The sequence below is a fragment of the Flavobacterium sp. genome, assembly GCF_036405015.1.
Taxonomy (GTDB): domain Bacteria; phylum Bacteroidota; class Bacteroidia; order Flavobacteriales; family Flavobacteriaceae; genus Flavobacterium.
Genome location: NZ_DASWYK010000091.1, coordinates 45,282 through 60,734, shown reverse-complemented (window position 1 = coordinate 60,734; position 15,453 = coordinate 45,282). Strand labels below are relative to the sequence as shown.

At 34.1% G+C, this 15,453-nt stretch carries 10 protein-coding genes; 5 read left to right on the top strand and 5 right to left on the bottom strand.

Annotated elements, in window-relative coordinates; all coding sequences use genetic code 11:
• Positions 1–206, bottom strand: a 206-nt coding sequence (locus VGE71_RS07655) for a DnaJ domain-containing protein (RefSeq protein WP_331137799.1), incomplete at its 3' end; no start/stop codon positions are given.
• Between the two features lie 318 nt (positions 207–524).
• Between VGE71_RS07655 and VGE71_RS07650 the strand changes: the two genes are divergently transcribed.
• Positions 525–1,238, top strand: coding sequence for a hypothetical protein (locus tag VGE71_RS07650; protein WP_144214719.1), 714 nt, complete (start codon positions 525–527; stop codon positions 1,236–1,238).
• Between the two features lie 102 nt (positions 1,239–1,340).
• On the opposite strand, the gene VGE71_RS07645 is transcribed toward VGE71_RS07650, so the two are convergent.
• Positions 1,341–1,868, bottom strand: coding sequence for a hypothetical protein (locus tag VGE71_RS07645; RefSeq protein ID WP_331137798.1), 528 nt, complete (start codon positions 1,866–1,868; stop codon positions 1,341–1,343).
• A 231-nt stretch (positions 1,869–2,099) separates the two neighbouring features.
• Between VGE71_RS07645 and guaA the strand changes: the two genes are divergently transcribed.
• The 4 genes from guaA (at position 2,100) to VGE71_RS07625 (ending at position 8,161) form a co-directional block, all read left to right on the top strand.
• Positions 2,100–3,629 (top strand): glutamine-hydrolyzing GMP synthase, encoded by a 1,530-nt coding sequence (gene guaA, locus VGE71_RS07640; RefSeq protein ID WP_144214717.1) that lies wholly within the window; start codon positions 2,100–2,102, stop codon positions 3,627–3,629.
• A gap of 63 nt (positions 3,630–3,692) precedes the next feature.
• Positions 3,693–5,606, top strand: a complete 1,914-nt coding sequence (locus VGE71_RS07635) for a lytic transglycosylase (protein WP_331137797.1) — start codon at positions 3,693–3,695, stop codon at positions 5,604–5,606.
• 93 nt (positions 5,607–5,699) lie between these two features.
• Positions 5,700–7,760: a PBP1 and LysM peptidoglycan-binding domain-containing protein gene (locus VGE71_RS07630; RefSeq protein ID WP_331137796.1), complete on the top strand. Its 2,061-nt coding sequence runs from the start codon at positions 5,700–5,702 to the stop codon at positions 7,758–7,760.
• The gene (locus VGE71_RS07625) at positions 7,760–8,161 is read left to right on the top strand and encodes an OsmC family protein (RefSeq protein ID WP_331137795.1); all 402 of its coding nucleotides are present in this window, start codon (positions 7,760–7,762) and stop codon (positions 8,159–8,161) included. The genes VGE71_RS07630 and VGE71_RS07625 overlap by 1 nt, the downstream gene beginning before the upstream one ends.
• A gap of 128 nt (positions 8,162–8,289) precedes the next feature.
• Here VGE71_RS07625 and VGE71_RS07620 read toward each other — a convergent pair whose 3' ends face one another.
• From VGE71_RS07620 to VGE71_RS07610, 3 genes are all read right to left on the bottom strand, one after another.
• Complete coding sequence (locus VGE71_RS07620; protein ID WP_331137794.1) at positions 8,290–9,669, bottom strand: Gfo/Idh/MocA family protein; 1,380 nt, start codon at positions 9,667–9,669, stop codon at positions 8,290–8,292.
• A gap of 297 nt (positions 9,670–9,966) precedes the next feature.
• Positions 9,967–12,141, bottom strand: a complete 2,175-nt coding sequence (locus VGE71_RS07615) for a M1 family metallopeptidase (RefSeq protein ID WP_331137793.1) — start codon at positions 12,139–12,141, stop codon at positions 9,967–9,969.
• A 22-nt stretch (positions 12,142–12,163) separates the two neighbouring features.
• The gene (locus tag VGE71_RS07610) at positions 12,164–15,259 is read right to left on the bottom strand and encodes a DUF5107 domain-containing protein (RefSeq protein ID WP_331137792.1); all 3,096 of its coding nucleotides are present in this window, start codon (positions 15,257–15,259) and stop codon (positions 12,164–12,166) included.
• Positions 15,260–15,453: the final 194 nt, after the last annotated feature.

Below are 15,453 nucleotides of genomic sequence, written 5' to 3'. Positions count from 1 at the left end.
TATTTATCATATTTTTTTCGGTTTTCCGGATTGCTTAAAACTTCATTGGCCTCGTTGATTTCTTTAAACTTCTTTTCAGCCTCTTTATCATTCGGATTCAAATCAGGATGGTATTTTCGAGCCAGTTTTCGATATGCTTTTTTGATTTCCGCCTCTGTAGCAGATTTAGTAACATCTAATGCTTTGTAATAATCGATATAATCCATTTTATTGAGATTTTATAAATGGTAAAATAAAGTATTGAAGTTAAGAATAAGTTGTTAGAAATCAAAATTCTAAATGTGTTTAAAGGTTAAAAAATGGTAACTTTTAAAGTCAATTTTGGAATTTAAAGTTTTAGAATTTGAAATTTATTTTTTGAAAGTCAAATAGATTTTGGCAAGTTTTTTGTTTCCAAAAATTAGCTTAATTTATTGTTATAAAACTTCTAAAGTTGCCGAGCCTAACTAAATTGTATTATTTTTGTGATGCTGGACTATTGATTTTATACTAATTATAAAAGCCGATTCGATAATACCTATTCAATGAAGCACATATTATTTTTCATATTATTTTTTACTGCGTTGTCAGTATCAGCCCAAGCCGAATTTAATTCTAAATTCAAAGCTATTCCGGCACCCAAGTTTAGCGCAAAACCCAAAAAGACTCCAATTCCTGAGGTAAAAGATCCACAGGCAGATGTGAGCGATATTCCAGCCATTAAAACTCCAAATGTTTTTGAAAATACTACAATAACTCCAAAATCGAAATTTCAGATTGGAGAAGAAAAAAGCAAATTTACCATGTCTACTGAAACTGATTTTGCTAATCCTGGCGATCGTTACGTAGACAAAATGGAAAAAGATCTGAATAAAGCATTAAAAGATGCTGGACTAAGAGAAGGTCGTGGCGTTTTGGTAAAGAAAAATATTTCGCTGGGCGATTTCAAAACCCAATCACAATATTTCATTGTTAAATTCCGTGATTTTGGGGCGATTGATGGCGATTTGGTAAAAGTATCTTCAAATGATCAGGTAATTCGTGACCGACTTTTATTGGATGCCAGTTTTCAGCAGGTTAAAATTAATCTGGTACAAGGTTTCAACAAATTAGACTTCGAAGCTTTAAATATAGGTACACTTGGCGGAAATACCGCAGAAATACAAGTGTTTGATGATAAAGGAAAAATGGTAACAAGTGATTACTGGGATAATCTCGCTGCAGGATTTAAGGCGTCGATTGTTGTGACGAAAGAGTAGGGCGCTTTCAGCGCGAGTTACAAAGTGACAAAGGTTCAAAGCGACAAAGTTTTAAACTTCGTTTCTTTGAACCTTTGTAGCTTTGAGTCTTTGCTCCTTTGATTAAAATGGATCAGCAGTAACTCTAAACTTCATATCTGCTTTTACTGTAACATCTTTTGTTAAAGTTTCTTTTAAGGTTACTTGAGTTCTGATTTTGTAACTGTCTGCTTTTATATATTGATCTAATCTTTTATCTGTACAAACCAAGTCAATTGTGTTGCTTGATACGTTGATATCATCTGCATAAGCCAATTCTATTTCGTCTGAATTTGTTGTTGAAATATATAGGTGAACAGACTTCAAGAATGTAAAAGTTTTATCAGACGGATCAGAAATAGTTAATTTAAGAGACCTGATTTTTACATCTTTCACCAAACTTGCTTTTGTTTTATTGTTTTCAAATTCAGCTGAAGAATTCGTTGTAACCTCTGGAGTGATTATTTCCGAAGGCAGATTAATTGGCGAAGTACTTTTGATTTTTATAGAAGCGCTGTTTGAAATATTGAAGGATAATAAATCATCTACAGTATTACAAGATGTTAGAAAAACGGATAGGCAAATGGTCAGGGCAATAAGTTTTGATTTCATAGTTAAATTTAAATGGGTTTTTGTCTAGATACGAGTTTTTTCGGGAAATGGTTTTTCTTTAGAGTAACAAAGTTACAAAGGTTCAAAGTTACAAAGATTGGCGTCTCTTAAATCAACCTCTGAACCTTTGTTCCTTTGTTCCTTTGAACCTAAAATCGGAACAATGAAAAAAAATATTTTTTTTTCATTGTTCCGATTTTTCAATTTCAAATATAAAAAGTACTTTTGCGCATGCAACACAACGTACTTATTTTAGATTTCGGGTCGCAATATACTCAGCTTATTGCGCGTAGAGTTCGCGAATTAAATATATTCTGCGAAATTTTTCCTTACAATCACATTCCAAGTGATTTATCAAGTTATAAAGCCGTAATTTTAGGAGGAAGCCCTTTCTCTGTTAGAGGAGAAGATGCACCACATCCTGATTTATCGCAAATTAGAGGTAAAATGCCTTTACTTGCTGTTTGTTACGGAGCTCAGTATTTAGCACATTTCAGCGGTGGAGAAGTAGCAGCTTCAAACACTAGAGAATATGGTAGAGCAAACTTGTCTTATATTAAAGAAAATGAAACTTTCTTTGACGGGGTTTCACCAAACAGTCAAGTTTGGATGAGTCATAGCGATAGTATCAAAGCGCTTCCAACAAATGCTGTAAAATTAGCGAGTACGCATGATGTAGAATACGCAGCTTACAAAATTGAAGGCGAAACTACTTATGCAATTCAGTACCATCCAGAAGTTTACCACTCTACAGAAGGAGCAAAAATGTTAGAGAACTTTTTAGTGAAAATCGCTGAAGTTCCTCAAAACTTTACACCAAATGCTTTCGTAGAAGAAATGGTAGCAGAATTGAAAGAAAAACTAGGAAACGACAAAGTGGTTCTTGGTTTATCTGGAGGAGTAGATTCTACTGTAGCAGCTGTTTTATTAAACAAAGCAATCGGACAAAACTTATATTGCATCTTCGTTAACAACGGACTTTTACGTAAAAATGAATTCCAAAATGTATTAGATCAATACAAAGGAATGGGATTAAATGTAAAAGGTGTTGACGCAGGAGATCGTTTCCTTGGCGAATTAGCAGGAATCAGTGATCCTGAAACAAAACGTAAAACAATTGGTCGTGTATTTATCGAAGTTTTTGATGATGAATCGCACTTATTAGAAGACGTAAAATGGTTGGCGCAAGGAACAATTTACCCAGACGTTATCGAATCTGTTTCGGTAAAAGGTCCATCTGCTACAATTAAATCGCACCACAACGTGGGTGGATTACCAGATTACATGAAATTAAAAATTGTTGAACCACTTAGAATGCTTTTCAAAGACGAAGTGCGACGAGTTGGAGCTTCATTAGGAATAGATCCAGAATTATTAGGAAGACACCCTTTCCCAGGACCTGGATTATCAATTAGAATTTTAGGAGATATTACTCCAGAGAAAGTGAGAATTTTGCAAGATGTAGATTCTGTTTTCATCGAAGGATTAAAATCTTGGGGATTATACGATAAAGTTTGGCAGGCTGGAGCAATTTTGCTTCCTGTAAACTCTGTTGGTGTTATGGGTGACGAGCGTACTTACGAAAAAGTAGTAGCGCTTAGAGCTGTAGAATCAACAGATGGTATGACTGCTGACTGGGTTCATTTACCTTACGATTTCTTGATGAAAGTGTCAAATGACATTATCAATAAAGTAAAAGGTGTGAATCGTGTTGTTTACGATATTAGTTCAAAACCACCAGCAACAATTGAGTGGGAATAGTAGCATATTTTAAAATTAAGGTCTTACATTTGTAAGGCCTTAATTTTTTATAACCTACTATTTATGAGAGAACTTTTAACGATTTCTCTTGTCTTTGTTTTGTCTTTTAACAAAATAACTGCGCAAGATTCAATTATCGAGCACAAGATTCAAAAGGGAGAAACTGCTTATTTTATTGCCCAAAAATATAAGGTTTCTATAGATGAGATTTACCAGCTTAATCCTGAATCGAAAAACGGAATCAAGGATAATCAAATTATAAAGATTCCAGTTCATTCTTCAGAAAATGCAACTTCAAAGCAACAAACTCATATCGTTGAGCCCAAAGAAACACTTTTCGGTTTGGCTAAACAATACCACATTTCGGTAGAAGCCATTCAAAATGCTAATCAGGAAATTTTGGCTAACGGACTTCAGATTGGTCAAGAATTAATAATTCCTCAAAATTCAGATACTTCAAATAAATCAGAAACTGCGATTTCTTCAAAAGCAACACATCAGGTTGTGGCTAAAGAATCTTTGTTTAGTATTGCCAGACAATATAATGTTTCGGTTCAGGATTTAGAAAATTTAAACAAAGACATTCTTCAAAATGGATTACAGATCGGTCAGACGATTTTAATTCCAAACAAAAGAAAAACTTTAGACGGAAGAGTTCGTGTGATTAATCAGGAAACGATTTTTCATGTTGTAGAACCAAAAGAAACCAAGTTTTCGATTGCTAAGAAATACGGAATTTCAATTGACCAGTTAGAATCTCAAAATCCAGAAATCGTAAACGGACTAATTGTCGGAAACAAATTAGCTATCAATACCGCAGCAATAAAACCAACAAACGAAAACGAAGAATTGATGTTGGCTTTGGCCGAAAAACAAGTGGTTGTCGAAAAAACAAAAGCCAAAACGGTCGAGATTGATGATTTAAAAGATCGTCTTATAGTTCAGAAAGAAATGAATCAGAAAATTATAAAAATTAATGATTTGAAAGTAAATCTGAACGATATGAATGGTTCTAAAGAAAATTCGGTTGAAAAACTTCGTTTGGTTTTAGAAGCCAATAAAAATGTTCAAGATATTTTAATGACAAAGTTAGATTCGTTGGTGAATTCGATGAACAACGATTTGAAAGAATTAAAACGAATGGATATTCTGAATGTTGAAGAATCTAAAAGACTGGAAAAACAATCTTCTGAAGGAATCAACAAAACAAACGAATTGTCTTCTCAACTGAAAAAAGAATTGGCAGAAAACAGAAAAGTTTATGCCGGTTTGATGAATAAGGTAGAGAAAATCGCAGTTGAGGAAAATCAGGAGTATAAGAAGAAAATCCGCGAAAGCGAGAAAAACGGTAATGTCACTTCAATTCAACAAAGACTTTCTCTAGATGAAATTAAACGTTATAAAATCGAGCAGGAGCAAGGTGATGCACAAAATCAGATATTGATTGCAAAGATTGATTCTTTAGATATTCAGAAAAAAATAGAAGTAAAAAGACATATCAGTAAAGCTTCTTATTATAGTATGGAAGCTAGAAAATTTGACGATAAATTGGCTTTGGTCAAACTGAAAAAATACCAGGATGAAGCTGTTAAAAAGCAGAAAAAAAATAATACGGCCGAAAATTCAAAAATAATTTCTTTGGAAGAAATGAAACAGGAATTGAAAGACAATCCGTTAAGAGCCGACAAAACAGTAAAAGTGGAAGTTTATGATAATCTTAGAGAAGTTTCCAATGGGTATTACTTAGTTTTGGGTATATTTACAGACGCAGTTGAGCGAGATAAGTTTATTATGAAACTCATTGATTCTGGTGATTTTAACGCTAGTTTCTTTTTCAATATTAACAGCCTTTCGTACTATGTTTACAGCGATAAATTCGAAAACATGGAAGAAGTGCTTTATCAATGCAAGAAAAAAGAAGAAGATGAGTTATATAAAGAAATCATAATTGCCAAAGTCGAAATCGATTTGAGGTAATTTTGAGAGAGTAAACAAACGGCGCGAATTTTGCTTTCAGGAAAATTTGTAAATTGCTTTTGAATAGAAATTAAAATGATTTTAAGCCATATTATGAAATATTATTTAACACTATTATCTTTTGTATTCTTTATCTCTTCAAACGCTTTTTCTCAGGAAAAAGTGGTTAAGTATAAAGTGTCCAGTGGAGAAACTATTAATCAGATTGCACAGAAATTTAAGGTTACGCCTTATGATATTTACCAGCTGAATCCAGATGCGAGAAATGGTCTGACTGCTAACGCTGTGTTGCTGATTCCGACGAAAACGGGAGAAGCTAAAAAAGAAGTTGCTGAAACCAAAACGGCAACTGCTTCTGGAAAAGAAGTGATTCATGAAGTACAGCCAAAAGAAACATTTTACAGCATCGAGAAAAAATACGGAATTTCGGATGAAGCTTTAAAAGCGGCAAATCCTTTCTTAGAAAAAACCGGCGTTCAAATCGGACAAAAATTGGTAATTCCTGCAAAAGGATCAGCTCCTAAAACTGCTGCAAAACCTGTAAAAGAAAAAGGTGCAGAAAAATACGTATATCACGATGTACAGCCAAAAGAGACAAAATTTGGTATTGCAAAACAGTACAATATGACTGTTGCAGAATTAGAAAAACGTAATCCAGATATTGTTGCCAATTTGCCAGTTGGTTATAGATTGACTATTAAAGGAACAGCTCCAAAAACAGATCATGTTCCAACAGAAACAGCAAAAGCGGTTGAAACTAAGAAACCAGCAGAAACAGCTAAAAAAGCAGTTTCTTACATGGAGTATCAGGTAAAACCAAAAGAAACTTTTTATAGTTTAGGAAGAGTTTTTCATTTGTCGCAAGAAGAATTATTAGCACTAAATCCATCACTTTCTGAAGGAGTCAAAGAAGGAATGGTTTTGAAAGTTCCTGCAGGATATATTGCTCCTGCACCAATTATTGCAGCACAAGTACCTGATAAAACAACTGATTCTAGTAAACCTGTTGAGAATACTGGTGGCGGAATCAAGATTATTGATAAAGTGAAATCAGAAGAAAATGACTCTGAGGTTGTGGCGCTGACTAAAAAGAAAACAAACGAGCGTAAAAAAGTGGTTTTACTGCTTCCTTTTAATTTAGCTAAAGTACAAAGCGATACAGCGGGAACGTCAAACAGAATAAAGAATGATAAGTTCTTAAACATGACTTTAGATTTTTATTCGGGAGCTATGATGGCAATTGACTCAGCTAAAACTTTGAAATTGCCAATTGATGTTGCTATTTATGATTCGCAGGAAACCAAAACGACTTCTAATGTTTCAAGCTTGATTTCAAAACTTCAGGATGCAGATGCTGTAATTGGACCATTTTATCAAAATAATGCTGAAGCAACGGCAAATACACTTCGTTTGTATAATGTTCCAGTTATCTCTCCATTGTCAAAAGATAGTGCAAATCCAATTGAGAATTTATACCAATCTATTCCGGCAAGTGATGTGATCAGAAATTCTGTTTTTGATTATATGCGTTCTAAAAACGGAAATATAGTAGCGGTTGTAGATAAGAAGAAAGAATCGATTATCAACTATATCAAACAAAATCAGAGAGGAGTTGCATTTGCATCTTTGACAGAAACAGGTGGTTTGGATGTGGCTAGTTTAAAAAGCTTATTAATTCCAAATCGAATGAATTATGTGGTAATGGAAACAGGAAACACAGCAATGGTTAAAGCGACAATAAAAGCAATGATTGATTCGCAGAAAACCTGCCAGGTACAATTGGTGATTTTAGAACCGAACAGCACATTAGATACAGACGAAATCAATTTTGATAATTTGGTGAAATTAAAATTAATGTATCCTTCTGTGACTCGTGAAAGTGATGAGCAATCGGTTTTAATTTATGAAAAACAGTACCGTTTGAAAAACAAAGCCAATCCAACAACTTATGCAACAAGAGGATTTGATGTAACTTTTGATACGATGATGCGTTTGGTACAAGGAAAAACATTTCAAGAGACTGCCGATATGATGACTACACAACAAGTAGATAATAAATTTCAATATTACAGAAAAGAAGATGGTGGACACGCTAATAAAGGGGTGTACATCTTATATTACGATAGTGACTTAACTTTAAAAGTAGCAAATTAATGACATCAAAAGTAACCTATTTAGGCGATTTAAGAACAAAATCAATTCACGTGCAATCAGGAAGTGAAATCATTTCTGACGCACCATTAGATAATAACGGAAAAGGTGAGGCTTTCTCACCAACAGATACTGTGGCAAACGCTTTAGCAAGCTGTATGATGACCATTATGGGTATTAAAGCTCGTGATATGGAAGTAGATTTTGTTGGTTCAACAGCCGGAGTAACCAAAATTATGAATGCAGAGCCAAGAAGAATCGGAGCAATTGAAATCGTTTTTGAAATGCAAGGCGTTGCCGACGAAAAAAGCAGAACAATCTTGGAACGTGCTGCAATGACTTGTCCAGTATTCTTAAGTTTAAGCAGTGAAATAGAAAAGAAAATTACTTTCAACTGGAACTAATTTTTTTATCCAAATAATAAAAGCCATCTGAAAATATCGGATGGCTTTTTTGTTTTATTAAAGGCTTAAAAACAGACAAGAGAGCAACATCTACTTTGCCCTCTTGTCCCTTGCTAACTAACCAATATTTATTCTGAGAATTCTAATTTTTTCAACTTATTCCATCCTCCACGTGTAAAATCTGGTATTTCTACGGGAGCTGAATTATTGTCTAACGAAATTTCTGTTAATGGACCAAGGCAAGACCATTCTGCTAAATCGTAAACGTCCATATCCAATGGAAGTCCTTTTTGGAGACAGTGAATTAAGCGATAATCCATAATAAAATCCATTCCGCCGTGGCCACCTACTTTTTTAGCTTGTTCTTCAATTCCTTTTGCAATTGGATGTTTGTATTTTTCCATCAAAGCTTTTTTAACTTCTTCAGGAACAAAAGAATGCGCGCTTAGTTTTTCGTGATTTGGTTTTACATCGTCACTCAATTCTTTTCCATCAAGCGCATAACCTTCTAATGGATATTTATTTGCAAAACCTTTTGTACCACTTAACTGATACATTCTGCTGTACGGACGAGGAGAAGTAACGTCATGTTGAATCTGAATTGTTTTTCCGTTTTCAGTACGAATCATGGTCATGGTGTGATCTCCGTTTCTAAAATCTTTAATTTCCTGACCAGACTTTTCTTTGATATAAGCAGGATTTCCAACCGCTTTTGTATCCATAGAAACTAAGAAATTCATTTTGTCGCCACGGTGAATATTTAAAGCTTGGCAAGCTGGTCCCATTCCGTGAGTTGCGTAAATATCTCCACGGTGTTTAATGTTGTAATCCATTCTCCAATTGTTCCAGTATTCTCCCCAAAATGGCTGTAAACCATGAATGTAAGAACCTTCAGCATGAAGGATTTCTCCAAACAAACCTTGCTGAGCCATGTTTAATGTTGTCAATTCGAAGAAATCGTAAACACAATTTTCTAATTGCATACAGTGTTTTCTCGTTTTTTCAGAAGTGTCGATCAATTCCCAAATTTCTTTCATTGTTAGAGCTCCTGGAACTTCTATGGCAACGTGTTTTCCGTCTTTCATGGCTTGAACTCCTATTATAGCATGATGTTTCCAATCTGTTGCGACATAAACTAAATCTACGTTTGGAAGTGCAGTAACTTTTCTCCAAGCATTTTCATCACCGTAAAATTCTTGTGCTTTTGGAAAACCAGCTTTCGTCAAAATTTCATTTGATTTTGCTGTGTTTTCTTGAGTCATATCGCACAGCGCCACAATTTCAACACCCGGAATATGTGTCATACGCTCAACAGCACCGGGACCGCGCATACCCAATCCGATGAAAGCAACACGAACAGTAGGAATTGGCTCTGCTGCCATTCGCAGAACGTCTTGCTGTCCTTTTGGACGTGAAGGCGTTTTGGTCTTAATCATTTGTGCAGAAGCAATTGTCCATCCGAACAAAAGAAAAAGGACTATTAAGAATTTAAAAGAGGTAGTTTTCATAGGTAAGTTATTTGTTGTTTAATGGCAATACAGTAGCTGTTTTAATTCGTTACGTGAATTTTTAACACATAGAAACATAGTTATTGTAAACTTAAAAAAAGGCGTTTCACTAATTTCAATTCGCATAGAACTATGTGTTAAAGCATGCTTTTTTCAGTAATCTTAAACAGAAGCAATAAAATCTATGTTTCTATGTGTTTAAATTAAATTTTGTTCAATTTCAGATTAAAAATAACCTCTCTAATGAACCAAATTAGAGAGGTTTTCAAAAACAAAACAATCCAAGGATTTTAATAATTATTTTTGACTACTAAACCTTTTCATTAATGGCGTTACATGTTTTTTTGTATCGTCGTCTAATGATGCTAATGCTTTGTCAGCTTCAGTTGGTGTATATTTTGTTAATCCTGTAATTCCAGCAGCAATTACGTTGTATGATTGTTCTTTTGTACTTTCTTCCATTAAACTTTTATAAGAAAGATCACCTGTAGAAGCTAATTTTATAATGGCATTTGCTCTTGCAATTGTCTTTTTATCATTTTTTGCAATATCAAGAAGCGTTTTTAAAACCAGATCTTTGGTTTGCTTTTCATTCAAATCGATTGCTTTGATGCTTAGTACTCTTAAGTCTTCCTGTTGATCTTTTAAACCTTCCAATAAAATAAGCTGAGATTCCTGACTTCTGTCTTTAGAAGCAAATTTTATAGCTTCAATTCGGTTATAATAAGATGATGCATTTTTATATTGAAAAAGATAATCAGCCGCAGTTTTTTTATCTACATTAATTTCCCCAACTAATATTTTATCTGGATCGAGATCTATAAAATCAGGTTTTGAAGGAAGGTTAAAAGTGAAGCTTTGCTCTCTTTTATTGATTAAAATATCCTTTCTTATTTTAGTACCGTTTGTGTAAAAATCAACTTTTAATGGTAGTGTAAATGTTTGCACTGCACTATCCTGAGATTGATTTACTGTAATGATAATTTTTCCATTATCGTATTTGTAAGTCACATCCAGAATTGGACTTCCAGCGTTAAAATACCATTGATTGAAGTAAGGCAACCAATCTTTTCCTGTAACTTCTTCCATCGCTAAACGCAACTGATGCGGTTCTCCCGATTTGTACGCATTTGTGGTTAGATATTGGTTTAAAGATTTAAAAAAGGCTTCGTCACCCATTTGGTTTTTCAATGCATATAAAATAATTGAACCCTTAGAATAGCTAATGTTGTCAAACATATCATCTGCTTTTTTATAATGAAAGCGTGCTAGAATCTCGCTGTTTCCATTTTTTTGCGAACGAAGATAATTTTGAAGTTTTTCATAGCGTGATCTGTCTTCGGCATCTTGTCCAGCATCGTGACCATGCCAAAGTACTTCTCCAAAAGTAGCAAAAGATTCGTTCATCGTTAAATTTGACCAGGATTCAGCAGTTGCCAAATCTCCAAACCATTGATGGAAAAGTTCATGTGCTACAGTGCTTTCTTCGTTATTGTCTAATAATTCTCTTGCCGTTTTTTGTACATATCCGCCATGAACAGTTGCTGAAGTATTTTCCATTGCGCCACCAAAAAAGTCGGTTACCACAATCTGCGAATATTTTGCCCACGGATATTCTACACCCAACATTTTGCTGTAGAAATTTATCATGTCAGGCGTTTTTCCAAAAATTTGTTTGGCGTATGGCGCATATTTTGGCTCCAAATAATAACTGACCTCTTTTCCGTTGTAAGAGTCTTTGTAGATTTTGAAATCGCCAACCGCCATCATAAATAAATAAGGTGCATTGGGCTGTTCCATTTTCCAAACATCGGTTCTGGTTCCGTCTTTATTGACTTTTTGAGAAGCCAATTTTCCGTTTGATAAAGTCGTGTATTTTGCATCGACAGTCATAGCAATTTCAGAAGTTGTTTTCTGATTTGGCTTGTCAATTGTTGGAAACCAGCAAGAAGAAGCTTCTGTTTCGCCTTGCGTCCAAATTTGAGTTGGTTTGTCGGCTTTTCCGTCAGGATTTACAAAATACAAACCTTTAGAATCAACAATAGATTCTCCCGCTTTACTTTTTAGTTCTTCTGGTTTTGCTGTATAATTAATGAAAATCGTATATTTTTCGGTGTTTTTATATTTTCTGTTTAAAGCAATAGAAAGCTCTTCATTATCATATTTGTATTGTAAAGGAATATTTTTTTTACCCTCAAAAATACTAATTTCTTTAAACTCCATTCCTTTTGCATCAAGCTTCAGTGAATCGCTTTCGTAAAAATGAGGTTTTAAAGTAATCCATTCTTTTCCGTACAAATAACGCTTTCCGTAATCGAAAGAAACTTCCAATTTGGTATGAACTAAATCATGCGTTTTCGTAGGAGTAGCACGATAAATAGATAATTCATCTGCTTTGTTTTGTGCTTCTATTTTTGGAGTTGCTAAAAGGACAAGACCCAAAAAAGTATATTTTAAAAAATGCTTTTTCATTTTTATTGTTTTAGAAAGTTCTTTACAATTTTTCGATAATTCTGACTTCACCATCTTTTTCATCTTCGCTTAAAATATTCGATTGTTTTTTAGTGTAAGCCAATAAACTCCACTGAACGATTTTATTTGTCGGATATAAAGAGGCTTGATTTTTTAACCATTTTTCGGCTTCCTGAGCAGAAGATGTTTTTTCAATCGCCCAAGCAGAAACCAATTGATTTGCTGGTAAAAAGTTCATTACCGTATTATCCACTACTGGATGAAAAGCGACAATTTTATCCAAAGATTTTGAAGCCATTTCTTTGTTTCCAAGACTAGAATAACATTGATAATCTAGCCAGTTTTCTAACCTTTCGTCGATATTTTCGTCGTACGATTTTCCAACACCTAGATTCTCTGGAAACAGTTTGGCATCGGCAATAAATTGTAATGCTTTTTTATAATTTTTGTTTTTCATTTCTGCCAAAGCCTGCATTAGTTTGGCTTCATGATAGAGTTGTCTTCCAGCAATCGCACCTTCGAAAGGAAGAATTTGCAGTTTGGTTAAAAAGACATCTGCTTCGCGGTATTTTTTGTTCAGTAATAAAGTTTTAGCGTAAAGCATTCCAATCAAATAATTGTCTTGGTGTTTTTTATAGAAAGATTCAGCTGTTGCTAATGCTTTATCAAATTGTTTTTGAGCGATATAATGTTCGGCCAACATTTTATGGTACCTCCAACCTTGCGGATCTAATTTTATAGCTTGCTGCAAACTTGCCAAAACGATTGCCGCATCATCTTTAAATAAAGAAGCTTTTGCTCCGTAAAAAGCAGGATCAATTGGTTTTGTACCACATTGCGAAAACAGTTCTTTTGATTCAGAAAGTGAATTACGATTCCATTCAATTAAACCTAAATGATATTTTAATTGGTATTGATCATTTGTTTTAATTAATGATTTTAGGATTTCAGCAGTTTCATTTCTAAAAGGGAAACTCGTTCCGGGTTTAATTTTACTGATATCAACTGGTTTATTTTCTAAGAATGCTTTCCAATAAATAATTTCGGCGCTTGGCTCAGCAATCGAAAACACTTTTATCGCCTCTTCTTTTCGACTTATATTACTATACCAAATTCCTAATTCAAGGAAAGTTTGCTCTGGCATTTCGTTTCGAATTGCAGAAGTAAAAGCATTTTTTGAATCGCTTGAATTGTTCCAAAGGTATTTTTCAAAATCAGCAAAATGATTCAGCGGATCAAGAGTTGTAAGTGTTTTTAAAACCGAATTTGCTTTTTCAGAGTTGTTTTGAAGACGATATAAAACCGCTAAAACTTGTAAGCTTTCTGTATTATATTGATTGTTTACTAAACTTTTTTCAGCATATTCAACAGCTTTTGGCAAATTATTTTCAGCTAAATAAATTTTGCTTAAAGCAGTATAAGCAGGACTTCTGAATTCTACACTTGCGGCAGCTATATCAAAACCGTCTTTTGCGTCGGTAATATTTCCTAAATGAAAATTCGCTAAAGCGTAAAAATAATTCGCAGCAGGATCGTAAGTATCAATTGATAAAGCTTTGCTTGCTGAATTTACAGCGTTTTTATAATCTAATTTTCTGATTTGCAAAGAAGACAATGCAGAAAGAGCAGGAGCGTAGTGAGCATCTAATTTTAGACACGCATTTAGTTTTTCTTCAGCAAGAATATAATCTTTAAAACTGATGTAATTTTTGCCCTGTAAATACAATCCGTAAACAGAATTATGATCGAAATCTTTTGGAATTTCGACAGGGCGATTAATGTTCCCGTCTTCTGGAGCAGAATTCCAAACCAATTTATTTCCGCCCAAAACAAATTTCAATTTATTCGAATCGACTTTTATCTGAATGGAATCTTTGAAAGTTTGCATCGTATTTAAGGCAATATCTTTAGAATATACTTTTTTGTCGTTTTCAAAAACTTCGATTTTGTCGTTTAATTTTTGAAGTGGAGAAAAATAGATTTTCAACCAGCCATTTTCGTTTTTAATATTTACAGAACCGTAATTATTAGCTTTTACAAAACCTTTGATCTGTTTTACAGGAAACCAATATTCTGTCCAAGTATCGGTTTGATAAGGCGCAAAAGAGCGCTGTTTGAAAGGCGTAAGATTACTGCCTTCGCTTGCCTGATTAAACAATCTTCCGCTTTGCACTTCTACATATTGTCCGTCAGTATCTGTTAATAATTTTTCCCAAATCATGCCTTGCTGAGACAGTCCCCAAATCCAGATTTTCTTACCCGGTTTGTCATCATGATTGCCGTATCTTCCCATTCCGAAATCTTCGTCGTGGTAATATCCACCGAAGAAATCATCGTATTTTCCGAATACGTGATACGATTTATAACCTCCAAAATTGTTGTTTTTATAGAAAGACAAATCTTTGCCGTTTTCCTTGTCAATTGGCCAAGAATTGTATTCTCCGTTATGACCAATATAAGTTTGTCCCGGATAAATAAATTGCAGATTTTCAGCTGCTTTTATTCCAGTATTCATCCAAGTATAATAAGGTTGTTCAAATTCGGTTGTGTTGGACCAAAACGAATTTGTGGTAAAATAAGCTTTGTCTTTTGGGAGATTAATGTCTAATTTCCAAGATGTTCTCGTTAATAAATCTAAAACTCCAATAATGCAACTGATGCTTCCGTCTTCTCGATTTATGATTTTATAATCGACGGGAGTAGCGCAATTTGGTGTGTGACCGATAATTCCGTAATTACCTTCAACGCCGCCACTTGTCCACGGTCCGCGCATGGCGATGTCCCTAAATTTTACAACATGATTATTATAAACAATGTCTTTTCCAGTTGATTTTTCGATAGCCGACCAAACTTTTCCGCCAATTTCTGGCAAGATCATCAATTTGATATAATCATTTTCAATTTCGATTACTTTCCATTCTTTTTGAATGGGTTTGTCTGTAAAACCGTCAAAACGGAAATACGGATAGAATTTAGTATCCGGTTTCGGAATCGGATCGGGATCTGAAAACGGGTATGTGGTAAATACTTTTTTGTATTCTTTTACGGTTGGTTTATTTTGTGCAGAGACAAAGAGGCTTCCAAAAAGTAGAATCGATAAGAAAGGTTTAATTTTCATATAGAGAAGCTGTTTTTTGTGGTTATAATTAGTTGGATAGCTTAAGGTTGTTTTCCCGCATTTTTGTCATTTCGACGAAGGAAAAATCACACTCGTAAATCGACAAAGATTGACGATTTTCTATGCGGAGTTTCTAGTGTGATTTCTCCTTCGTCGAAATGACAAATGGCACGATGTAATTGTTGTAATCTTTA